25 protein-coding genes are annotated in these 20,887 nt (G+C 61.2%); 17 read left to right on the forward strand and 8 right to left on the reverse strand.

Annotated features, from left to right (window positions below):
- Positions 1–130: 130 nt before the first annotated feature.
- Together IHQ71_RS24895 and IHQ71_RS24900 are read right to left on the reverse strand one after the other, a co-directional pair.
- Complete coding sequence (locus IHQ71_RS24895) at positions 131–2,686, reverse strand: ABC transporter permease (RefSeq protein ID WP_258159086.1); 2,556 nt, start codon at positions 2,684–2,686, stop codon at positions 131–133.
- Position 2,687: 1 nt separating this feature from the next.
- On the reverse strand, positions 2,688–3,368 hold the full coding sequence (locus IHQ71_RS24900) for an ABC transporter ATP-binding protein (RefSeq protein ID WP_258159087.1): 681 nt from the start codon (positions 3,366–3,368) through the stop codon (positions 2,688–2,690).
- Positions 3,369–3,430: 62 nt separating this feature from the next.
- Between IHQ71_RS24900 and IHQ71_RS24905 the strand changes: the two genes are divergently transcribed.
- From IHQ71_RS24905 to IHQ71_RS24915, 3 genes are all read left to right on the forward strand, one after another.
- Positions 3,431–4,066 carry an arylesterase gene (locus tag IHQ71_RS24905; protein ID WP_258159088.1) on the forward strand — a complete coding sequence of 212 codons (636 nt, stop codon included), beginning with the start codon at positions 3,431–3,433 and terminating at the stop codon, positions 4,064–4,066.
- Positions 4,067–4,161: 95 nt separating this feature from the next.
- Positions 4,162–4,740 carry an RNA 2',3'-cyclic phosphodiesterase gene (thpR, locus tag IHQ71_RS24910; protein ID WP_258159089.1) on the forward strand — a complete coding sequence of 193 codons (579 nt, stop codon included), beginning with the start codon at positions 4,162–4,164 and terminating at the stop codon, positions 4,738–4,740.
- 148 nt (positions 4,741–4,888) lie between these two features.
- Positions 4,889–5,224 carry a hypothetical protein gene (locus IHQ71_RS24915; protein WP_258159090.1) on the forward strand — a complete coding sequence of 112 codons (336 nt, stop codon included), beginning with the start codon at positions 4,889–4,891 and terminating at the stop codon, positions 5,222–5,224.
- Here the strand turns inward: IHQ71_RS24915 and IHQ71_RS24920 are convergent, their stop codons facing one another.
- Positions 5,225–5,710, reverse strand: coding sequence for a low molecular weight protein-tyrosine-phosphatase (locus IHQ71_RS24920; RefSeq protein WP_258159091.1), 486 nt, complete (start codon positions 5,708–5,710; stop codon positions 5,225–5,227).
- 36 nt (positions 5,711–5,746) lie between these two features.
- Here IHQ71_RS24920 and IHQ71_RS24925 point away from each other — a divergent pair, with 36 nt between their 5' ends.
- From IHQ71_RS24925 to IHQ71_RS24935, 3 genes are all read left to right on the forward strand, one after another.
- Positions 5,747–6,043 (forward strand): 4a-hydroxytetrahydrobiopterin dehydratase, encoded by a 297-nt coding sequence (locus tag IHQ71_RS24925; protein ID WP_258159092.1) that lies wholly within the window; start codon positions 5,747–5,749, stop codon positions 6,041–6,043.
- 51 nt (positions 6,044–6,094) lie between these two features.
- A complete protein-coding gene (locus IHQ71_RS24930) occupies positions 6,095–6,475 on the forward strand; it encodes a YkvA family protein (protein ID WP_258159093.1) in 381 nt (126 codons plus the stop codon).
- 286 nt (positions 6,476–6,761) lie between these two features.
- A complete protein-coding gene (locus IHQ71_RS24935) occupies positions 6,762–7,271 on the forward strand; it encodes a DUF1176 domain-containing protein (protein WP_258159094.1) in 510 nt (169 codons plus the stop codon).
- Between the two features lie 48 nt (positions 7,272–7,319).
- On the opposite strand, the gene IHQ71_RS24940 is transcribed toward IHQ71_RS24935, so the two are convergent.
- Entirely contained in the window at positions 7,320–7,724 is a 405-nt protein-coding gene (locus IHQ71_RS24940; RefSeq protein ID WP_258159095.1) for a helix-turn-helix domain-containing protein, read from the reverse strand.
- Positions 7,717–7,974 (reverse strand): type II toxin-antitoxin system RelE/ParE family toxin, encoded by a 258-nt coding sequence (locus tag IHQ71_RS24945; protein WP_258159096.1) that lies wholly within the window; start codon positions 7,972–7,974, stop codon positions 7,717–7,719. The genes IHQ71_RS24940 and IHQ71_RS24945 overlap by 8 nt, the downstream gene beginning before the upstream one ends.
- Before the next feature lie 221 nt (positions 7,975–8,195).
- Between IHQ71_RS24945 and rlmN the strand changes: the two genes are divergently transcribed.
- The 7 genes from rlmN (at position 8,196) to IHQ71_RS24980 (ending at position 15,261) form a co-directional block, all read left to right on the forward strand.
- Positions 8,196–9,386: a 23S rRNA (adenine(2503)-C(2))-methyltransferase RlmN gene (gene rlmN / locus IHQ71_RS24950; RefSeq protein ID WP_374990054.1), complete on the forward strand. Its 1,191-nt coding sequence runs from the start codon at positions 8,196–8,198 to the stop codon at positions 9,384–9,386.
- A 90-nt stretch (positions 9,387–9,476) separates the two neighbouring features.
- On the forward strand, positions 9,477–10,106 hold the full coding sequence (locus IHQ71_RS24955; RefSeq protein WP_258159098.1) for a DUF1287 domain-containing protein: 630 nt from the start codon (positions 9,477–9,479) through the stop codon (positions 10,104–10,106).
- A 75-nt stretch (positions 10,107–10,181) separates the two neighbouring features.
- Entirely contained in the window at positions 10,182–10,730 is a 549-nt protein-coding gene (locus tag IHQ71_RS24960) for a DUF924 family protein (protein WP_258159099.1), read from the forward strand.
- A gap of 94 nt (positions 10,731–10,824) precedes the next feature.
- Positions 10,825–11,211 (forward strand): MAPEG family protein, encoded by a 387-nt coding sequence (locus IHQ71_RS24965; protein ID WP_258159100.1) that lies wholly within the window; start codon positions 10,825–10,827, stop codon positions 11,209–11,211.
- Between the two features lie 87 nt (positions 11,212–11,298).
- On the forward strand, positions 11,299–11,652 hold the full coding sequence (locus tag IHQ71_RS24970; RefSeq protein WP_258159101.1) for a YciI family protein: 354 nt from the start codon (positions 11,299–11,301) through the stop codon (positions 11,650–11,652).
- Entirely contained in the window at positions 11,652–12,902 is a 1,251-nt protein-coding gene (locus IHQ71_RS24975) for an RNA polymerase sigma factor (protein ID WP_258159102.1), read from the forward strand. The genes IHQ71_RS24970 and IHQ71_RS24975 overlap by 1 nt, the downstream gene beginning before the upstream one ends.
- 127 nt (positions 12,903–13,029) lie before the next feature.
- Positions 13,030–15,261 carry a methyl-accepting chemotaxis protein gene (locus tag IHQ71_RS24980; RefSeq protein WP_258159103.1) on the forward strand — a complete coding sequence of 744 codons (2,232 nt, stop codon included), beginning with the start codon at positions 13,030–13,032 and terminating at the stop codon, positions 15,259–15,261.
- 68 nt (positions 15,262–15,329) lie between these two features.
- Here IHQ71_RS24980 and IHQ71_RS24985 read toward each other — a convergent pair whose 3' ends face one another.
- The gene (locus tag IHQ71_RS24985; RefSeq protein ID WP_258159104.1) at positions 15,330–15,971 is read right to left on the reverse strand and encodes a LysE family translocator; all 642 of its coding nucleotides are present in this window, start codon (positions 15,969–15,971) and stop codon (positions 15,330–15,332) included.
- The gene (locus IHQ71_RS24990; RefSeq protein WP_258159105.1) at positions 15,971–16,834 is read right to left on the reverse strand and encodes an SDR family NAD(P)-dependent oxidoreductase; all 864 of its coding nucleotides are present in this window, start codon (positions 16,832–16,834) and stop codon (positions 15,971–15,973) included. Before IHQ71_RS24990 ends, IHQ71_RS24985 begins: the two co-directional genes overlap by 1 nt.
- A 120-nt stretch (positions 16,835–16,954) precedes the next feature.
- Here IHQ71_RS24990 and IHQ71_RS24995 point away from each other — a divergent pair, with 120 nt between their 5' ends.
- The 3 genes from IHQ71_RS24995 to IHQ71_RS25005 all read left to right on the forward strand — a co-directional run bounded on the left by IHQ71_RS24995 (position 16,955) and on the right by IHQ71_RS25005 (position 18,959).
- A complete protein-coding gene (locus IHQ71_RS24995) occupies positions 16,955–17,230 on the forward strand; it encodes a type II toxin-antitoxin system Phd/YefM family antitoxin (RefSeq protein ID WP_258159106.1) in 276 nt (91 codons plus the stop codon).
- A complete protein-coding gene (locus IHQ71_RS25000; RefSeq protein WP_258159107.1) occupies positions 17,217–17,648 on the forward strand; it encodes a plasmid maintenance toxin (PemK-like) in 432 nt (143 codons plus the stop codon). Before IHQ71_RS24995 ends, IHQ71_RS25000 begins: the two co-directional genes overlap by 14 nt.
- Positions 17,649–17,735: 87 nt before the next feature.
- Positions 17,736–18,959: an argininosuccinate synthase gene (locus IHQ71_RS25005; protein WP_258159108.1), complete on the forward strand. Its 1,224-nt coding sequence runs from the start codon at positions 17,736–17,738 to the stop codon at positions 18,957–18,959.
- Between the two features lie 87 nt (positions 18,960–19,046).
- Here IHQ71_RS25005 and IHQ71_RS25010 read toward each other — a convergent pair whose 3' ends face one another.
- On the reverse strand, positions 19,047–20,222 hold the full coding sequence (locus tag IHQ71_RS25010) for an NAD(P)/FAD-dependent oxidoreductase (protein ID WP_258159109.1): 1,176 nt from the start codon (positions 20,220–20,222) through the stop codon (positions 19,047–19,049).
- 92 nt (positions 20,223–20,314) lie between these two features.
- Between IHQ71_RS25010 and IHQ71_RS25015 the strand changes: the two genes are divergently transcribed.
- A complete protein-coding gene (locus IHQ71_RS25015) occupies positions 20,315–20,869 on the forward strand; it encodes a TetR family transcriptional regulator (protein WP_258159110.1) in 555 nt (184 codons plus the stop codon).
- The last annotated feature ends 18 nt before the right edge of the window (positions 20,870–20,887 follow it).

Below are 20,887 nucleotides of genomic sequence, written 5' to 3' on the forward strand. Positions count from 1 at the left end.
CCGCTGGGAGCTTCAGCAAGCTACCGATGAATATGGGGCGGCTTTCAATTCTAGGCAAGAGGCAAGTGATGACAAATGCGTCATCTGCCGCCTCGGGAGGCCCCAAAATACGCGCAGTAATCAGATTTTTCTAAAGCTCCCGCAGTACCGGCGCCGCTTTCTGTCCTAGGATGGACCATGTGCCGAGGAGTCCCGTGCCCGCTGTCACCAGCAGCGCGAGGATCACGGTCGATGCCGCCGTGCCCGGCAGGAAGCTGAAGGGCAGATCCATGATCGCGATCATCACATACCAGGCCGCCGCCGTCGCCGCCGCGAGCGCGAAGACCGAGGCTGACAGGCCGAGCAGGAAATATTCGTAGAGATAGGCCCGCATCAGCATGGTCCGCTTGGCACCAAGTGTCTTCAGCACCACCGCATCATGGATTCGCGCCCGGTTGCCGGCGGCAATCGCGCCTGCCAGCACCAGTACGGAAACCACAATGGCGATCGAGGCCGCCGCCCGGATCGCGACGGCCAGCTGCGCCACGATGTTGGAGGCGACATCCAGCGCATCCTTCACCCGCACCGAGGTGATGCCCGGAAACGCATTGGTCACCTCGCGCATGACTTTCCCGTCGGCCGCAGTCGTCGAATGGCCGTCGGTCAGCGTGGCGAGCCAGGCATGCGGCGCGCCCTTGAACGTATTGGGCGAGAAGACCATGACGAAATTGATCGACATCGAGCGCCATTCGACTTTGCGGAAATTCGCGATCTTCGCCGTAATGTTCCGTCCCAGCACATTGACGGTCACCGTGTCGCCGATCTTCAGGCGGAGTTCCCCCGCCTCCTGGGCGGAGAAGGACACCAGCGGTTCACCGGAATAGTCTTTCGCCCACCATTGACCCTCCTTGAGCGTTGCATTGGTCGGCAGCGCTTGGGAATAGGTGATGCCGCGATCGCCCTGCAGCACCCAGCGGGCGGCGGGGTCGATGCTCCGCTTCTGCACATCCTCGCCGTTGAACGCGAGAATCCGCCCGCGCAGCATCGGCACCTCAACTACTTCGCCCTTCGGCGAGGTCGTGGCCAGCACGGACCGGAACCGGTCGAGATCGCGGCTCTGGATATCGACGAAGAAGAAATTCGGCGCCTTCTCGGCCATCGCGCCGGCGAGATTGCCGCGCAGATTGCCCTCGATCAGCGCGAGCGAGGCGAGGAGCGTCAGGCCCAGTCCGAGCGAAAGAACGACAGACGCCGTCAGCGAGCCCGGCCGGTGGATATTGCCGATGGCGAGGCGTAGCGCCGGCGATGTGACCTTCGGCGCCCGCCGCGCGATGAGAGCGACGCCGGCAGCCACCAGCCTGAGCACCACGAAGGCGCCTGCGGTTGCCAGGAGAAAAACCAGCGCGATGAACCGGTTCTCGGATGAGAACACGGCGAGCAATGCGATCAGTAGGAAGGCTGCGGCAGCGCTGATATAGTAGCGCAAGGGCACCATCCGCCAGCCATCATAGGATTGCGAGCGAAAAAGTTCCGTCGCCCGGATCAGCCGCGAGCGGCCCAGCGGCAGGATCGAAAAGGCGATGGTCGTCAAGAGGCCGAACAAGGCCGCGATACCCAAGGCCGACGGATAGAGGTTGAGCCCGCGCGGCACCGGCACATAGCCTTCGAGAAAATATCCCGCGATCGGCGTGATCGCCGCGCCTATGACCAGCCCCGCCAGAATCGCGATGGCTGCAATGGCGAGGATCTGGATCATGTAGATCATCACGATCAGATGCCCCGGCGCGCCGAGGCTCTTGAAGCTGGCGATCACCTGCCGCTTGCTGTCGAGAAAGGCGCCGACGGCATTGGCAACGCCGACGCCGCCGGCGGCCAATGCGGCAAGGCCGACAAGCGTCAGAAACTCCGAAAAGCGCTCGATATTCTCAGACAGCGACGGCGCCGCGTTGCTCGAGCCGCGCACCGACCAGCCGGCCTCGGGGAACTTCGCTTCGGCTTCCTTGCGGATATCGCGACGCCCACGCGTGGGGTCGTCGAGCTTCACGCGGTAGAAATTATCGACCAGGCTGCCGATCTTGACCAGTCCGCTCCTGGTCAGTGCATCACGTGAAACCACCAGCCGTGGCGCAAACGAAAACCCGTCCGACAATGCGTCGGGCTCCGCGACGATCGTGCCGCGCACGGTCATCGCCATGTCGCCGAGCAGGATCGTGTCGCCCACCTTCACGCCGAGCCTATCGAGCAGCAGCGGCTGTGCGACGGCGCCGAAGGTGCCGTTTTTCTCCGCGAGCAGGTCCTGCATCGGCTGGTCAGGCTCGGCTGTGAACGTGCCGTAAAGCGGATAGGCACCATCGACCGCCTTGAGTTCGGTGAGCGCCTGGGTGGATTTGTCCCCGCTACGGACCATGGAACGCAGATTGGTGGAAAGCTGTACCTTTCCAAGGCTCTTGATATAGGCCAGCTCATCCACCGAGGCATCGCGGTTCTTGAGCCCGAAGCGCAGGTCGCCGGCCAGGATTTCCTGCCCCTGGGCGTCGATCGCCGAAGTCATCGACCGGGCGACCGAATTGACGCCCGCGATCGCCGCCGTGCCGAGCAGGATGCACAGCATGAAAATGTAAAAGCCCCGCAAGCCGCCGCGCATTTCGCGCAAAGCGAGCCGGAAGGCCAGCGGCAGGTGGCCGAAAAATACCCTTGCGCTCCGCATCTCAGAGCCCTGCGTCGATGATTTCGCCGGAGCGGATCTTGATCTGGCGGCCGCAGCGTGCGGCAAGCGTCTCGTCGTGGGTCACCAACAGCAGCGTCATGCCGCGCTCGGCCTGTTTGGAGAACAGGAGGTCGGCGATGTGGCGGCCGGTTTCGCCATCGAGATTGCCCGTCGGCTCGTCGGCGATCAGCAGTTTCGGCGATGGCGCCAGCGCCCGCGCAATCGCCACGCGCTGCTGTTCGCCGCCTGATAGCTGGCCGGGATAATGGCTGAGCCGCTCGCCGAGACCGACGGCTTCAAGCTCCCGCCGGGCGATGCCGAACGCGTCGCGATTGCCCGCGAGTTCCAGCGGCACGGCAACATTCTCCAACGCCGTCATATTCGGGATGAGATGGAACGACTGGAACACGATGCCGATATTCCGCCCGCGAAAGGCGGCCAGCGTGTCCTCGTCGGCACTGTGAAGGTCGGTTCCCGCGATGCGGATCTCGCCGCGATCGAGCCGTTCGAGGCCCGCAAGCACCATCAGCAGCGTCGACTTGCCGGAACCGGAGGGACCGGTAATGCCGCAGGATGTGCTTTTGAAGATTTCCAGGTCGAGCGATTTGAGGACGTGGACGGCACTGGCGCCATGGCCGAGGGTAAGATCGGCCTTTTTCAGTTCGATGATGGTTTCATCCACGGATCATGAATCCTATATTCTGCTCTACCCTGCGCGCTGCGCCGCAACTTAGGAGTCAATGGATGACATTTAAAGCTCTCGGAACCGCTTTATTTGCGGCCCTCACGCTATTGTTATCCCTGGATTCCGCCGGTGCCCGCACGTTGAACATCGTTGCTTTCGGCGACTCGCTCACTGCCGGCTATCAACTTCCCCCTGATGAAGCATTTCCTGCGCGGCTGGAAATGCTGGCCAAATCGAAGGGCCTCGACGTCACGATCACCAATGCCGGCGTCTCCGGCGACACGACGGCGGACGGGCTCGCCCGCATCGATTGGTCGATCCCCGACGGTACGGATGGCGTGATCCTCGAACTCGGCGCCAACGACGCCTTGCGCGGACTTTCCCCCGAGGAGAGCCTGAAAAACCTCGAAACCATGATCGTCCGGCTCAAGGAGCGCAAGATTTACGTGCTGCTCGCCGGCATCCTGGCGCCGCCGAATATGGGCGCCGACTACGAGACCAAATTCAACGGCATGTACAAGTTGCTTGGCGAGAAACACGGCGTCCCGGTCTATCCGTTCTTCCTCGATGGCGTGACGTTGAACACCGGCATGCAACTCGAAGACGGCATGCATCCGAATGGCGCGGGAACAAAAATCATGGCCGAAAAGTTCTTCCCCGTCTTCGAGACCTTCCTCAAATCCCTGCCGCAATGATTTGTTATGCAATGCGGTATAACAATATTTGGGGATTGCGCCTCTGACCAATCGATGATTCCTTGAGGTAGTCAGTTCGATTCGGGGAGCTCGCCATGCCGAGACTTTTTACCGCCCTCGAAATCCCGCAAAGCGCGGCCATGAGCCTTTCGCTATTGCGGGGCGGTGTACCAGGGGCCCGCTGGATCGACCGTGAGAATTTCCATATTACATTGAGATTCATCGGCGATATCGACCACCGCACCGCTGATGAAGTGGTCCAGGCGCTCGACAGGGTGCGGAAACCGCAATTCACGCTCAATCTGCTGGGCACCGGTTTCTTCGGCAACAAGAAACCGCATTCGATCTGGGCCGGCGTGCAGCCCGCCCCGGAACTGATGGCGTTGCAGGCCGATCTCGAACGCGTCTGCCAGCGCATTGGCCTGCCGCCCGAACCGCGCAAGTTCACGCCGCATGTGACGCTCGCGCGCCTCAGGAACGCACGGGTCGATGACGTGCTGCATTACCTGACCGGACGCGGCAATTTCTCCGCCGGACCGTTCACCGTCACCAAGTTCCTGCTGATGTCGTCGCGCGATTCCACCGGCGGCGGACCTTACGTGGTCGAGGAGGAGTATCCGCTGCTGCAACCCGTGCCGGCGCGGCCCGTGCCGCTCGGTGAATTGCACCCCTGATCCAAATTTGTTGCAACGGTTGGGAAACCACCGGCTGCCAGCTATCGTATCATGGATACGCTCTTGCTAAGCACTCAGGTTTGAAGGCATAAGCGTCATTCTCAGGGTGGCGGCTTCCGGGCTGCCGCGATTTATGCTGGTGGGTACAATGAAGAAGCTTCTGGTCTGTGCGGCGATGCTGCTCGCTGCCGGCTGCGCCAAGCGGCCTGACGAAATCATGGCGACACCTGTCGCGGTCGATCCCTATTTGCAGATGCAGTGCGCCCAACTCGGGCCTCTCAAGATGCAGAAGGAGGCCGAACTCGCGGCGCTCGAAAAGGCGCAGCTCAACGCCTCCGAGCACGACAAGGCGGCGATGTCCGTGATCCATATCCCCGTCGCCTCGATGGCCGGCAAGGATAATGAAGAGGGTGTCGCCCGCGCCAAGGGTGAAGTCCAGGCGATCAATTCCGCCTACCAGTCCAAAAACTGCGCCGCCGGTTAATCACCCCTGCCGGGCAGCACGCCCGAAAAGCGTATCGAGCAGGTATCCGCATCCCTTGTCGAGCATGGCGAAGACGTGTTCGAAATCCTTCGGCGTGCCGTAATAGGGATCGGGCACATCCCGCGTCGTGCCGCTGACATAGTCCATGAACAGATGGAGATCCGCCGAGGAATCGTGTGGCGCACGCTGCACGAGGTTACGAAGATTGTCGCGGTCCATCGCGAAAATCAGGTCAAACTGGGTGAAATCATCCACCTTGAGCTGCCGCGCCCGCTGCGCGCCGATGTCGATGCCATGCGACCGGCCGACGGCGATCGAGCGATGGTCGGGTGGATCGCCCTGATGCCAGCCCCCCGTTCCCGCCGACTCCGTCTCGACGAGGTGCGAGAGGCCGCGCTCTACCGCCCTCTGCCGCAAAATGCCCTCACCCAATGGCGAACGACAAATATTGCCGAGACAAACGAAAAGAATTCGCCTTTTTTCCATGCTACAATTCATGCCGATCAGAGAACGAGGAAGCCAATGCCGCGCGAGAAACTATCCACTACCGATGTCGAGACCGGCCTTCAAGCACTGGAAGGCTGGACGCTGTCCGATGACGGGACCGCCATCAACAAGACCTTTAAGTTCGGGAACTTTGTCGAGGCTTTCGGCTTCATGACCGAATGCGCCATCCATGCCGAGAAGCTCGACCATCATCCCGAATGGTTCAATGTCTATCGCACCGTGGAGGTGAAGCTGACCACCCACGACGCCAAGGGCCTGACTGAACTCGACTTCAAAATGGCCGGCAAGATGGACAAGGCGGCGAAGCATTGAAAACGCAAAAGACCTTCCCATATGTTTTTTGACCGAGAACGGGGAACCTAGATGGACGACGTCAAGATTGGCGAAATTCTGCTGCCGGGAGAAGAATCCGATGCCGAAAAGCGCGCCAAAAAGGTGAAAGCCGGTTTCTGGCCGACCTTCCGCCGTGCCTTCCGGCAATTGCCTTTCGCCCGAGATGTCGTGGCGGGCTTTTATTGCGCGATCGATCCTGAATCGCCGAAGCGCGTCCGCGGCATCCTGCTTGCGGCGCTTGCCTATTTCATCCTGCCCTTCGATATGATCCCGGATATCCTGGCGGTGGTCGGCTTTTCCGACGATATCGCCGTCCTGGCTGCGGCAATCAGCGCGGTGCGGGTGCATCTCAAGCCGCAGCACTACGACCGGGCCGATCGGGCGCTTGCCGATCCGGAGAAGACCGGTTGAGCCTCAAGCCGCTGTAGTTCTTGGCCTCTTGGCCATCGCCCGCTTACAGCCACGCCTAAATGCTGCCTGATTTCTCCCCTCATAAAAATCGGCAGACGCGCGTCATTTCCTGAATTTCCTTCGTATATAGCCATGGGAAATGTATGGACGTGTGAAAATGGGACGCTATTGTCGCCGGCTGAACGCCGCATTGACTCTTTGGTAACCTGAATTAAGTCAGAATGAACGCAAATTCTGCTGTGCTCCACCATGCGAGCCGGCTGTTGAGTAAAACCGGAAGGAAAACATGTTCGCGAAAAAACTGGCTGCCGCCCTCCTGGCCGTCATGGCCGTCGCTTCGTCCGCATTCGCGCAGTCGCCGACGCGTATCGAGCAGTTCAAGGCTTGGGGTGCCTATTTCTACCAGGGCAACCCCGGCAAGGTCTGCTATGTGCTGACCGTTCCGGATCCGAAGCAACTGACGCCTGCCAAGGTCGATCACGGCGATGTCTTCTTCCTGGTCACGCAGCGCCCGGGCCAGAACATTTCCTATGAGCCGCAGGCCATGCTCGGCTATGAGCTTCAGGCCGGCTCCAAGGTCACCGTGACCGTCGATGCCAAGCAGTTCATCATGTTCACCAAGGGCCGCTCTGCCTGGCTGGAAAACGCCGCCGAAGAACCGGCGCTGGTCGCCGCCATGCGCTCGGGCAAGGCCATGAGCATGGGTGCTGTCTCCAAGAAGGGCACCAAGACCGGTTATGTCTTCTCGCTCTCCGGCATCTCGGCCGCGCTCAAGAAGATCGAAAGCTGCCAGTAACAGGCAGTGCACGGCGATTTGAAGAGGGCCGGTTCGACCGGCCCTTTTTCATTCCACGGCTTCCGGCGGCGAAACGAGATCGTCGAGATCGACAGACAGGGCGCGCGCCAGCTTGCTCAACACACCGATCCGGCCTTCGCGTTTGCCTGCCTCGATCTGCGAGAGATAAGACTGCGACAGCCCAGCCTTGTCGGCTAGGGCGGAAATCGTCAAACCGCGATGTTCCCGCCAGACCGTGATGGGATTGACGCCATCCAGCAGCCGCTCGACAACCGCGGAGGGGATCAGTTCCTCCTCGCCTTGAGCGATACGTCGCAGCACCGCATTCGCCGAGGCCACGTCTTCTGCGTCCTCCAGCCGCTCGACCAATGCGAGATAGTCGGCCTCGGGCAGGACGACCATGCGCTCGCCGCTCGGCGCGATGATAACCTGTCTGTTCAGCATCTCATTCATAAGCGCCTCCTCGAGGCTTGATCTCTGCGATCAGCAGGACGTTGCCGCGATCATCCATGATGACCCGCCAGTCACCAACTCTCAATCTCACAAGTCCGGCAAACTCGCCCTTCAGGGTCTTCGTGTTATTGGCGAGGCTTGCGGGATCAGCGGCATATTGGTTTATCTTGGAAACGATCAGGCTCGCGATGTTTCGCGGGATTTTCTGCAACGCCTTTTGGGCGGACCGCGAATATGTGACCGGCTTCATCTCGATGGTATTGCATATTGCGCGATATATTTCAAGTAGACCATTGCAAAATGCAATATATGGCGGTCAATGGTGACTCCACGAGAAAATGATGCTAAGCGGGCGCAAATTTCCCATATGACAGGGATGCGCAGCCAGCGGAGACTTTTCCAGCGGGCAAGCGCGACAGGACATCAGACATGACCACGATGGAAGCACTGAGCCCGGCTCAAGAAAAACCTATGGCGTTTTCGCCTGCGATGCTGGAGGTCCGGCCTTCGCTGATCGGCCTGACGCGCGAGGAACTCGGCAAGGCACTGGTCGAAAAGGGCCTGCCCGAGCGCCAGGTCAAGATGCGGGTGCAGCAGATCTGGCACTGGCTCTATATCCGCGGCGTCTCGGATTTCGACGACATGAAGAATGTCTCGAAGGATTTGCGCGAACTTCTGCACGCCCATTTCACCATCCAGCGGCCGGAGATCGTCGAAGAGCAGATCTCCAATGACGGCACCCGCAAATGGCTGCTGCGCTTTCCCCCGCGCGGCGCCGGCCGTCCGGTCGAGATCGAAACCGTCTACATTCCAGAGGACGGTCGCGGCACGCTTTGCGTCTCCTCCCAGGTGGGCTGCACGCTGACCTGCGATTTCTGTCACACCGGCACCCAGCGCCTGGTGCGCAACCTCACATCAGAGGAAATCGTGTCGCAGCTCCTGCTCGCCCGCGACCGGCTGGGCGATTTCCCGGACCGCGACACGCCGCAGGGTGCGATCGTGCCGTCCGAGGGTCGCAAGATCACCAATATGGTGATGATGGGCATGGGCGAGCCGCTTTACAATTTCGACCACGTCAAGACGGCGATGCTCATCGCCTCCGACGGTGATGGGCTGTCGCTCTCCAAGCGCCGCATCACGCTGTCGACCTCGGGCGTCGTGCCGGAGATCGTCCGCATCGGTGAAGAGACCGGCGTCATGCTGGCGATCTCGCTGCACGCCGTGCGCGACGACCTGCGCGACCTGCTCGTGCCGATCAACAAGAAATACCCGCTGAAGGATCTGATCGCCGCCTGCAAGGCCTATCCCGGCCTATCGAACGCCCGCCGCATCACTTTCGAATATGTGATGCTGAAGGGCGTCAACGATCAGCTCACCGACGCGCGCGATCTCGTCAAGCTGCTCAAGGGCATTCCCGCCAAGATCAATCTCATCCCGTTCAACCCGTGGCCGGGCTCGAAATACGAGTGTTCGGACTGGGAAACGATCGAGGCCTTCGCCGATTTCATCAATGCCGCCGGCTATGCCTCGCCGATCCGCACGCCGCGCGGCCGCGATATCCTCGCCGCCTGCGGCCAGCTGAAGTCGGAATCCGAGCGGATGAAGAAGACCGATCGCCTCGCCTTCGAAGCCATGATGATCGCCAACCACGGCGAAGATTGAGCCTCGTCTGACGGCGCGACCCAGGTCGCGCCAAAAATCCGCCGGAATCGCAACCCCTACTTGCTCCTGGAGAGATTTTCGGGGGTTCTCATGATTTCGCGCCGGCTGTTCGTCACGGCTGCTGCCACGGGCCTCGTGGTTGCGGGCGGCGTTTCACTCTGGCCATCCAAAGGCAGCGGCCAGGTTGTCCCTGCCGAACCGTGGGCCGAAAAGCTGGTCAAGGCCGCCGAAGACCAGATCGGCGTCACCCTCATCTACGATCCGAGTTATCGGCAACTCGACTATCCCAAGGGTGACGTGCCGCGCCTGATGGGCGTCTGCACCGATGTCGTCGTCCGCGCCTATCGCGACGGTCTCGAACTCGACCTGCAAAAGCTCGTCCATGACGACATGCGCAAGGCGTTCTCCGCCTATCCGAAGCTCTGGGGCCTCGCATCGACCGATACCAATATCGACCACCGCCGCGTGCCGAACCTCAGGACCTTCTTTGAGCGCCGTGACGTCGCGCTGCCGGTTTCCTCCAAGGCCATGGACTACAAGCCGGGCGATATCGTCTCGCAGGTCCTCCCCAACGGTCGCCCGCATATCGGCATCGTCTCCAGGCGCATGAACGACGCCGATACCGCACCGCTTCTCATCCATAATATCGGGTTTGGCGCCCGCGCGGAGGATGTGCTCTTCGCCATGGAGATCACAGGCCACTATCGTTTCGCCGGCTGACCAGAAGATCGGTTGCATATGCCTCGAATTATTGGCTAAACCCTCCATCCAGAGATGAACCGAGGGATGCCAGACATGAACCAGACCATCCATAAAGCCATCGATTGCCTCGCCTTCTGGAAGGACGCCGGTTATGAAAAATGGTTCACCAAGGACGCCGCCTTCGACCAGGAATTCAGCAGCCGCTTCATGAATCTGCATTTCGCTGCGGCCCGCCGCGAGCATGACGACTGGACCGAGCATCCCGACAGCGCGCTTGCCCTGATGATCCTGCTCGACCAGTTCCCGCGCAATGTCTTCCGAGGCACCGGCCACATGTTCGCGACCGATCCGCTGGCCAGAACGTATGCGCGCATGGCAATCGAAAAGGGTCACGACAAGGAGGTTGGCGAAGTGCTCGCCGCCTTCTTCTACCTGCCTTTCGAACATTCGGAGGACCTCGCGGATCAGGAATTGTCCGTCGAACTCTTCAACGCGCTTGGTGGCGAGTGGACCAAGTATTCCGACGAGCATCACGAGATCATCAAGCGCTTCGGGCGCTTCCCGCATCGCAATCCGCAGCTTGGCCGCACATCCACGCCGGAGGAGCTGAAGTTCCTCGCCGATGGCGGCTTTGCCGGATAGGCATCGACGCGACAAATAATTTGAATTCCATGTCGATTTGCCGATTGGCGGATCGTCACCCCGGTGTATCGTCAACACAAAGGGGGATTGGCCCATGGCCTTCCAGGTTACTTCGATCTACGCCTGCATTCTTGCGATCGCCATGATCGTGCTCGCCCTCATCGTCAGCACCAAGCGCGGCAAGTTCGGCGTCGCCATCATGGACGGCGGCCATCCGGAACTCGCGCTCTGGATCCGCAAGCACGGCAATTTCGCCGAATTCGTGCCCTTCGCGCTGTTCTTGATGGCATTGGCCGAGGCGCGCGGCATGCCGGCGACGTGGCTGCATGTGATCGGCATCGTGCTTCTCGCGGCACGCGCCCTTCACCTGTTCGGAATCAATCTTGAGAAGCCGGCCGATCCGTACCGGATCGCGGGCGCTGTCGGCACCCATTTGACCATGCTCGGCGCGGCCGCCTACCTCGCCTATTCGCTTTCGTGAAATTTTTCGTGGGTCGCATGTCGATCCGCGAAAGCCCGTTCGTCATCAGGTGCCAATCAACAGGATTGGCCAAAGAGGAGATGAGAAATGAAATACATGGCTTTGATCTACACCGACCCGGCAACCATGACCCCGCCCGAATCCCCGGAGTTCGGGAAAATGATGGCCGGCTACCGGATCGCCAACGAAACCTACCAGCGTGACGGCGTCTACGTCACCGGCGACGCGCTGCAGCCATCCTCCACCGCGACCACGGTCCGGGTTCGCAACGGCAAGACGGAATCCATGGATGGCCCCTTTGCCGAGACCAAGGAACAGCTCGGCGGCTTCTACATTCTCGATTGCGCCAATCTCGATGACGCCATCCGCTACGCGGCGCTGATTCCCGGTGCGGCCAGCGGCGCTGTCGAAGTTCGTCCCATCATGGTCTTCGACCGCTGATGAGCGAGGCTTCGGCGGAAGCGGCCACTATCGCCGGCGCGATCGACGCGCTGGCGCGCCGGGACGGCGGCCGTCTTCTGTCGAACCTCGTGGGCGCCTTGCGGGATTTCCAGTTCGCCGAGGACAGTTTGCAGGATGCGCTCGAATCCGCGCTCATCCACTGGACACGCAACGGGCTGCCGCATTCGCCGGCAGCCTGGATCATGCAGTCCGCCAAGCGCAAGGCGATCGACCGCCTGCGGCGGTCAGCGAACTTCCGCACAAAATCAGCAGAAATCGCCCATCTCATTCAAATGGAAAACGAATCCGTAGAGGACGAGACAGAAGAGCCGATCAGGGACGAGCGGCTGAAGCTGATCTTCACCTGCTGCCATCCGGCGCTCGAGAAGAAGACGCGCGTCGCGCTCACCCTGCGATCGGTCTGCGGCCTAACGACGGTGGAGATCGCCGACGCCTTCCTCGACAGCCAGGAAGCCATGGCCCAGCGGTTGGTGCGCGCCCGCCACAAGATCACCCAGGCGGGCATCGCCTATGAGGTGCCGGGGCCGGATGGCTGGAACGAGCGGCTCGAAAGCGTACTCGCGGTCATCTACCTGATTTTCAACGAGGGCTATGCCTCGTCCAGCGCGGAACATATCCGCCGCGAACTCTGCGAGGAAGCGATCCGCCTCGGGCGGCTGCTGGCCGCATTATGCCCGGATGAGCCCGAAATCGAGGGGCTCATCGCCCTCATGCTGCTGCACCATGCACGCCGCTCCGCACGGCTGGGCACCGAGGGCGAAATCCTGTCGCTTGAGGACCAGGATCGCGGCCTGTGGGACCGCCGGGAAATTTCGGAGGGAAGCGCGCTGCTCGAAAGGGCGCTGCGGCGCGGGCGGCCCGGACCCTATCAGCTGCAAGCTGCCATCATCGCGGTCCACGCGGAAGCCCCGAGTTTCGCCGAAACCGACTGGCATCAGATCCTGCTGATCTACGGATCACTTTGCGCAATCGCCGACAACCCGGTCTTCGAACTCAACCGGATCGTCGCTCTCTCCTATGCCAATGGGCCGGATGCAGCGCTGGAGCGCCTCGCACCGATTGCCCACATGCTCGGGCACTATCAACCGTTCCATGCCGTGCGCGCCGATCTCTATGCCCGCACGGGCCGCAGCGAGGAGGCAAAACTCGCCTATCGGCTCGCCCATGATCTCTCGCAGACCGAGGCCGAACGGCTGTTCTTCGAGAAGAAACTCCGCCAATTCACTTGAGCGGCACAAAAATCTCCGCAAGTAATCATAGTCCAAAGTTTACTCAAACTTTAAACTTCTCTGTTGATTTGTCAGGCATTTCAAGGGCCTCGCAGTGCACCATGCATCGTGGGAAAAGGGGATATTGATGAGTTCGATTGACGTGAAACAACCGATCTGGATCCGCATAACGGCTTACGGCTTTGCAGCCGTGCTTTTTGCCAGCGTGGCGATCGGCGGCATAGGCCTTTACCGCCAGTCTGAGGTCAGCGAACAGGCGATCCAAAAGGAACTGACCAACGATCTCGATGTGATCGAATTCGACATGGATGCCCAGAAGGGCGCCGCATCCGGCCTTGCGTTGGCGATTGCCGGCCAGCCTGAGGTCGCCGATCTGATCGAATCCAACGCACGCGAAGGCATTCTTGAGCGTTTCGGCCCCAACCTGAAGCAAATGACCGAGCTGAGTGGCATGGGAATGATCACCTTCTCCAACACCGAGGGCAAGGCCGTCGCGCGCATTCACGCGCCCGACAAGTTCGGTGATGACCTGACCGGCCGGCGCAAGATGATCGTCGCCGCGCTCACCGCCGGCAAGCTTGCGGCAGGAACCGAGCCGGGCCGCACCGCGGTCAGCATGTTCGCCTCCGCCCCAGTGATCAAGGATGGAAAGACCGTCGGCGTCGTTGATGTCGGCACCGCGCTCGCCAACGAGTATTTCGCGCCGCTGGCCACGAAGGTGGGCGCGCAGGTCGCCGTCCATGTGTTCAAGGATGGCGCCTTCGAAAAACAGGCTTCGACCTTTCCCGGCGAATCCGTCCTGTCGTCCGAACAGTTGCAGGCGGCCTTCGATGGCCAGCCGGTGAGTGTTCGCATTTCCAGTGGCGGTCGTGATTATGCGGTCGAGGCTCAGCCGATCCTGAATTTCTCCGGCGCCAAACTCGGCGTCATCGAGATCGGCTCCGACGTGACCGAGATCGTCGCCGCCAATGCCACGGCACTCTGGACGATGATCATCGCCACGGTTCTCGTCTCGCTTATGACACTCGTCGGCTTCCTGCTCTTTGCCCGCTCGATCGCCAGCGTCATCCGCAACATCGCCGTCACCATGGGCCGTCTCGCCGCTGGCGAACTCGACGCACCGATAGCGAGCCAGAACCGCAACGACGAGATCGGCGCCATGGCGCGCGCCGTCGATGTGTTCAAGGTCGCGGCGAACGAGAAGAAGCATCTCGAGGAGGAGGCACTGGAAACCCGCCGCAAGCAGGAAGCCGAACGCGACCGCCTGTCGAACCTCGAAAACGCCAAGGCCGAGGATCTCCGCGCCTTCGTCCACGCCGTTGAAAAAGGCTTCGACAGCCTTGCCGCCGGCGACCTGACCGTCCGGCTGGACACGGCCGTTGCCGCCGAATTCGAGCCGATCCGCTCGAAATTCAACCAAAGCATATCAGAACTCGAAGAGGTCATCGGCTCGGTCGTCGGTTCCGTCGGCACGATCAGGGCGGGCCTGCAGGAAATCTCCACCGCCTCGAACGACCTCGCCAAGCGCACCGAACAGCAGGCGGCATCGCTCGAGGAAACCGTGGCCGCCCTCGGTCAGGTGACCAGTGCGGTCAATGACAGCGCCTCGGGCGCGGTCCGAGCCCAGAATGTTGCCACCGCGGCACAGCAGAAAGCCTCGCGCGGCGGTGAAATCGTTGCCAATGCCGTGGAGGCGATGGCTGCCATCCAGCAATCGTCGGCGCAGATCAACACGATCATCAGCGTCATCGAGGATATCGCCTTCCAGACCAATCTGTTGGCGCTCAATGCCGGTGTGGAGGCCGCACGTGCCGGTGACGCCGGACGAGGCTTCGCGGTCGTCGCTTCGGAAGTGCGCGGTCTGGCGCAACGTTCCGCCGATGCCGCCAAGGAGATCAAGGTGCTGATTTCCGCCTCGGCCGCTCAGGTCAAGCAAGGCGTGGACCTGGTGAGCGCGTCGGGCGCCTCGCTCGGCGAGATCGTCGCCGAAGTGGGCCAGATGGGTCTCTTCGTCAACACTATCACGGCGAGCACGAGCGAGCAGGCCGTGAGCCTGAGGGAAATCTCGTCCTCCGCCGACAATATGGACAAGGCGACCCAGCAGAACGCGGCCATGGTGGAGGAAACCACCGCCGCCACCCAGAGCCTCTCACGCGAGACCGAGACACTCGCGGACGTCGTCGCCCGCTTCAGGGTGCGCGGCGGCCAGCCGATGGCGGCACGCAATCCCGCCGCAGCACCACGCGTCGTCGCGGCCACACCCGTTGCTCCGCGCCCGGCCCCGAAGGCGGCGCCGCGCTATGCATCGGCAGGCTCCGCCGCCGTCGCCGTCAGCCAGGATAACTGGGAAGAGTTCTGACCGCTCGTGTCACCTTGCGATTGAATTGATGGCATGAAATCATGGCCCGGTTTTCACCAACCGGGCCACTATTTCGTCTGCGTCATGAAAATCTTGAAGGCGAAGAGCGAGAAAACACCAGCGAACGTATAGTCGATACCGCGCAGGACGCGGCGGTTGTTCTGCAGCCAGCCCGAAAGCCGCTCCGCGACGATCACGACGAGAATGTTGAACGGCATGCCCATCAGGATGGCCCAGAAGCCGAGGAAGATAAGCTTGCCCGTCACATGCGGATCGCTGGCGGTCACGAACTGCGGCAGGAAGGTCATGAAGAACAGAATGACCTTGGGATTGAGCAGGTTGACCCAGAAGCCGGTGAGATAGTTGGCGAGCCGCGACTTGACCGGACCGTCCGCCCGCTTGACCGACAGGCTGGAGCCATGCCGGATCGCCTGGATCGCGAGCCAGACGAGATAGGCCGCGCCGCCGGTCTTGAGCAAGGTGAAGGCGGTGGGCGAGGCGATGATCAGCGCCGAAATACCGAGCGCGACGAGCAACGTGTGGATCACCAGCCCCGTCGAAGTGCCGAACACCACCATCATTCCACCGGCCTTGCCGTCGCTCAGCGACCGGGCGATGGAGGCCGTCATATCCGGCCCGGGCGTGATCGCGAGCACCCAGACGGCAATTGTGAAGGTGACGAACGTCGTGAGATCGGGCAGGAATTCCATCACTTGAGGTCCTTTTCCAGGAATGCCTTGAACGCGTCGCCATAATCCTTGTGCCAGCGCGACAGCGGCGGCCGGTTCTCGATGATATCGTGCGCCGCCCAGTGGATGCGCTTTTCGTCCAGCGCGCGCGACACATCGTTGTCGGGGCAGAGGATATAGAAATCCCCCCGCGCAAGCGACGTCATCATGAAATCGATCGTCTGCTCGCCAGTCCAGGCGCCCGCCGGCTTCTCCGTGCGGTTGCCCGCAGTCAGCCCGGTGAACACGAAGCCGGGGATCAGCAGATGCGCGCTGACCCTGCCGCCTTCGGTGTTGCGCAGCTCATGCTCTAAGGCCTCTGTGAAGACCTTCACCCCCGCCTTCGCCGTGTTGTAGGCCGGATCGCCCGGCGGCGTGGTGATGCCCTGTTTCGAGCCAGTATTAATGATCAGGCCGGGCTCGCCATGCGCCAGCATCTTGGGCCCGAACACGCGGCTGCCATGGATGACGCCCCAGAGATTGACCGCGAACACCCGCTCCCAGTTTTCCAGCGGCCCGAACAGCGCGCTGCCGCCTCCGATGCCGGCATTGTTCATCAGCACATGCACATTGCCGAATCGTGCGGCGACATCGGTCGCGAGAACCTTGAGGTCTTCGAGCTCGCTGACATCGGTCGGGATCGCGGCAACCGCATCCGCCCCGCGCGGCGACGCGGCGGCAATCTCGTGTTCCGCCGCATGGAGCTTGTCGCTGCCGAGATCGGCGATCACGACGTTGAGGCCGAGCGATGCAAACTGCCTGGCAGCGGCAAGGCCGATGCCTGAGGCGCCGCCGGTGATGACGGCGGTGTTGCCGGATTTGAAGACAGGGTGCTGTTCGCTCATCGTCGCGATCCATATGAGGTGAATTTGCCATGCTTGTAACGCGATTGCGGGAATTGGCAAAGACCATAGATGTTGCGGAAATTACGGATTTCCCGTAATATTTCTGTATGGAGTATTAATATGGTTTCAAAAGTTCCGGCCGCTGCAATCTCGAAGAATTTCGGCGCCTATCAGGACGATGCCCTGCGCGAGCCCGTCATCATAACCAAGAATGGGCGCCCCCGGACCGTCCTGATGGCCTATGACGACTTTGTCCGGCTTTCGAAGCTCGAACGTCAAGTAGAATTGACGACCGATCTTTCGACAGAGGAATTGGCAGTCATCGAGAATTCCGAGATGGAACCGGGTCTCGAACATCTCGATCGGGAACTGACGGCAGCCGATGTTTCCAAGTGACATCAGGGTTGGTTACGTCTTCCGCTATTCGTATCTTTGGCATGAGCAATATCGCCAAGGCCGCGTGGAGGGCGACAAAGACCGACCCTGCCTTGTGCTGGCATTGGTCAAGATCGATGAAAACGGCAATCGCATCGTAAGGGTTCTGCCGATCACTCACACTCCACCCGGCAATCCCGGGGACGCGGTTGAAATCCCGCATGCTGTCAAGACCCGCCTGAAGCTCGACGACGAACGGTCCTGGATCATCCTCACCGAGAGCAACCGGTTCATCTGGCCCGGTCCTGATGTCAGACCACTCGATACCGAGAATGGCTATTACGGGCCTTTGCCGCCGACACTTTTCAGGCAGGTGAAGGAACGTTTCGTCGCAATCGCGAAAAGTGCCTCGCATCGAGCAATTTCACGCACTGACTAAGACCTTTCACATCGTCATCAGGGCTTGCACTTGCCGCATTTCGCGCTAAAAGACCGGCAATTCCAATCTATCCAGGCGGATAACATCATGGCGCTTCCCAAGGACGTGAAAAAAGTCGTGCTCGCCTATTCGGGCGGTCTCGATACGTCGATCATCCTCAAATGGCTGCAGACCGAACTCGGTGCCGAGGTCGTCACCTTCACGGCCGATCTCGGCCAGGGCGAGGAACTCGAGCCGGCCCGCAAGAAGGCCGAGATGATGGGCATCAAGGAGATCTTCATCGAGGATGTCCGCGAGGAATTCGTCCGCGATTTCGTCTTCCCGATGTTCCGCGCCAATGCCGTCTACGAGGGCGTCTACCTGCTCGGCACATCGATCGCCCGGCCGCTGATTTCCAAGCATCTCGTCGAGATCGCCAAGCGGACCGGCGCCGATGCGATCGCCCATGGCGCGACCGGCAAGGGCAACGACCAGGTCCGCTTCGAGCTTTCCGCCTATGCGCTCAACCCCGACATCAAGATCATCGCCCCCTGGCGCGACTGGTCGTTCAAGAGCCGCACCGACCTCATCGAATTTGCTGAGCAGCACCAGATCCCGGTCGCCAAGGATAAGAAGGGCGAAGCGCCGTTCTCGGTCGATGCCAACCTTCTGCACTCATCCTCCGAAGGCAAGGTGCTTGAAGACCCTGCTGTCGAGGCGCCGGAATACGTCCATATGCGCACCCTTTCCCCGGAAGCCGCGCCCGACAAGGCGACCGTGATCAAGGTCGGCTTCGAAAAGGGCGACGCTGTCTCCATCAACGGCGTCCGCATGAGCCCGGCGACGCTGCTGGCCAAGCTCAACGATTACGGCCGCGACAACGGCATCGGCCGCCTCGACCTCGTCGAGAACCGCTTCGTCGGCATGAAGTCTCGCGGCGTCTATGAGACCCCCGGCGGCACGATCCTGCTCACGGCCCATCGCGCAATCGAATCGATCACATTGGATCGGGGTGCCGCCCACCTCAAGGACGACCTGATGCCGCGCTATGCGGAGCTGATCTATTACGGCTTCTGGTTCTCGCCCGAGCGCGAAATGCTGCAGGCCGCGATCGATCTCAGCCAGAAAAATGTCGAGGGCGAAGTGACGCTCAAGCTCTACAAGGGCAATGTCATGGTCATTGGCCGCGAATCGAACAAGTCGCTCTATTCCGACCAGCTGGTCACCTTCGAGGACGACCAGGGTGCCTACGACCAGAAGGATGCGGCCGGCTTCATCAAGCTCAACGCGCTGCGCCTGCGCACGCTCGGCAAGCGCAACCTCAAGGGTTGATCCCTGACGCTTGCTCCGCGGCCAGACGATCGGCCGCAGCGTTGAATTCCTTAAGTGCCCGTCCTTCGGGCACTTGATGCCCGAAACTCACAGCTCGGAATAAGCCTTGCGACTGAGTCCCGACAGTCCAAGTTCCAGCTTCCGCTTCAGCGGTCCGATCTTGTCGAGAACGCCAAGCGCCATGTTGCGCACCGCGCGGCGAAACCCGCCCTGAACCATTGCGAGACCGGTCAGGCGATCCGCCATCGCGAGAACCTCGATCGCTGCCGGACGGCGGAGCGCCTCGTAGCGGTCGAGTTCCGTTTCCGGCTTTCCATCCCGTATCACCCGTGTCAGCGCCTCGCCCAGCACCATGGCATCGACCAGCCCGGTATTCATGCCCTGCCCGCCCGCCGGGCTATGGACATGGGCGGCGTCACCCATCAGCAGCATGCCGCCGTTGCGATAGGCGGTCGCGACGCGGTGATGCAGCCGGAAGCGCGAACTCCAGATCACGTCTCGCACCTTCGTCTTGCCATCCGAAGGCCCACGCGCCGCAAGGATCGATTGGACGTCGGCAATGCCGGGCTTTTCGGGCGCATTTTCCATCGTAGCAACGATGCGGTAACGGCCGTGCGGCAAAGGCGCGACAACGGCCATGCCTGATGGCGAGAAGAACAGCGACACTTCCTCATTGCCGATGCTCCAGTCCATGGTGATATCGGCCAGCACGAAGGATCCGGCATAGGTCTCGCCTTCGAAGCCGATCCCCGCACTCTGGCGCACGATCGAATGCATGCCGTCGGCGCCGACCACGAAGCGGGCCTCGACGACACGCTGGCCCTCTGATGTCGTGAGCCGCACCACATGGCCATCGCCATGCTTTTCAACGGACGACACCGCCGTGTTCCAGTGAACCGATCCGCCCAGAACCAAAAGCCGCTCCTTCAGCACCGCTTCCGTCTCGTCCTGTGGCAGCATCAAAATCTCGGCATAGCGCGAAGGCAATTGGTCGAACCGCAACTTGAGCAATGTGCGGTCGCGATCCCTGAGTGCGAACTTCGTGAGGTTCATACCGCGGCGCGTCAGTTCGCCGACGACTCCCAGTTTTTCCAATGCCTCCAGCGTGTGGGCATGGATGACCGCCGCCCGCGACGTATTCTTTCCGGAAGGCAGCTTTTCGACCAGCAGATGGTCCACGCCCGCCTGCTTCAGTGCAATGGCCAGGGCCAGTCCGGTGGGGCCGGCGCCGACGATCAGTACATCCGTGTTCTCGGTCAACATCTCGATCTCCTTTTGTCAACGTGTGTTGACTTTTAGATCAAGCCCTTGCATTTGTCAACATGTGTTGGCATTTTTGTCAGGTGAGTGATTCCGTGAAGCAGACCAAATCCGAACGAACCCGAGCGACCATACTGGAGGCCGCCCGCCAGATCTTCGCCAGCAACGGCTATGAGCGCACCACGATCCGCGATATCGCCTCGGCGGCCTCGATCGATCCGGCCATGGTGATCCGCTATTTCGGCAGCAAGGACGAACTCTTTGCCCGCATTGCCGTGTTCGATCTCAAGCTCCCCGACCCCGGCCAGATCGAGCCTTCCCGGTTGGGCGAAGTGCTGGTCCGGCATTTCCTCGATATCTGGGAGGGCGAGCAGGGCAATAGCGGCATGGCGGTTCTGTTGCGCTCCGCCGCATCGAACGAGTTCGCGCTGCAAAAGCTGCGGGAGATCTTCGCCGGCCAGGTCATGCCGGCGCTGGCGCGCATCGAGGGACCGCTGAACCCAAAGGACCGAGCCGGCCTCGTCGCAAGCCAGTTGCTCGGCCTTGCCTTCAGCCGCTACGTCATCAAGCTGCAGCCTGTCGTCGATCTTCCCCCGGAACTCATCGTCCGCGAATTGGGGCGTACGCTGCAAGCCTACCTGAAGGGCTGAGGTAGGCAACAAGCGGAA

The organism is Rhizobium sp. TH2 (assembly GCF_024707525.1).
In the GTDB taxonomy this organism is placed as follows: domain Bacteria; phylum Pseudomonadota; class Alphaproteobacteria; order Rhizobiales; family Rhizobiaceae; genus Rhizobium_E.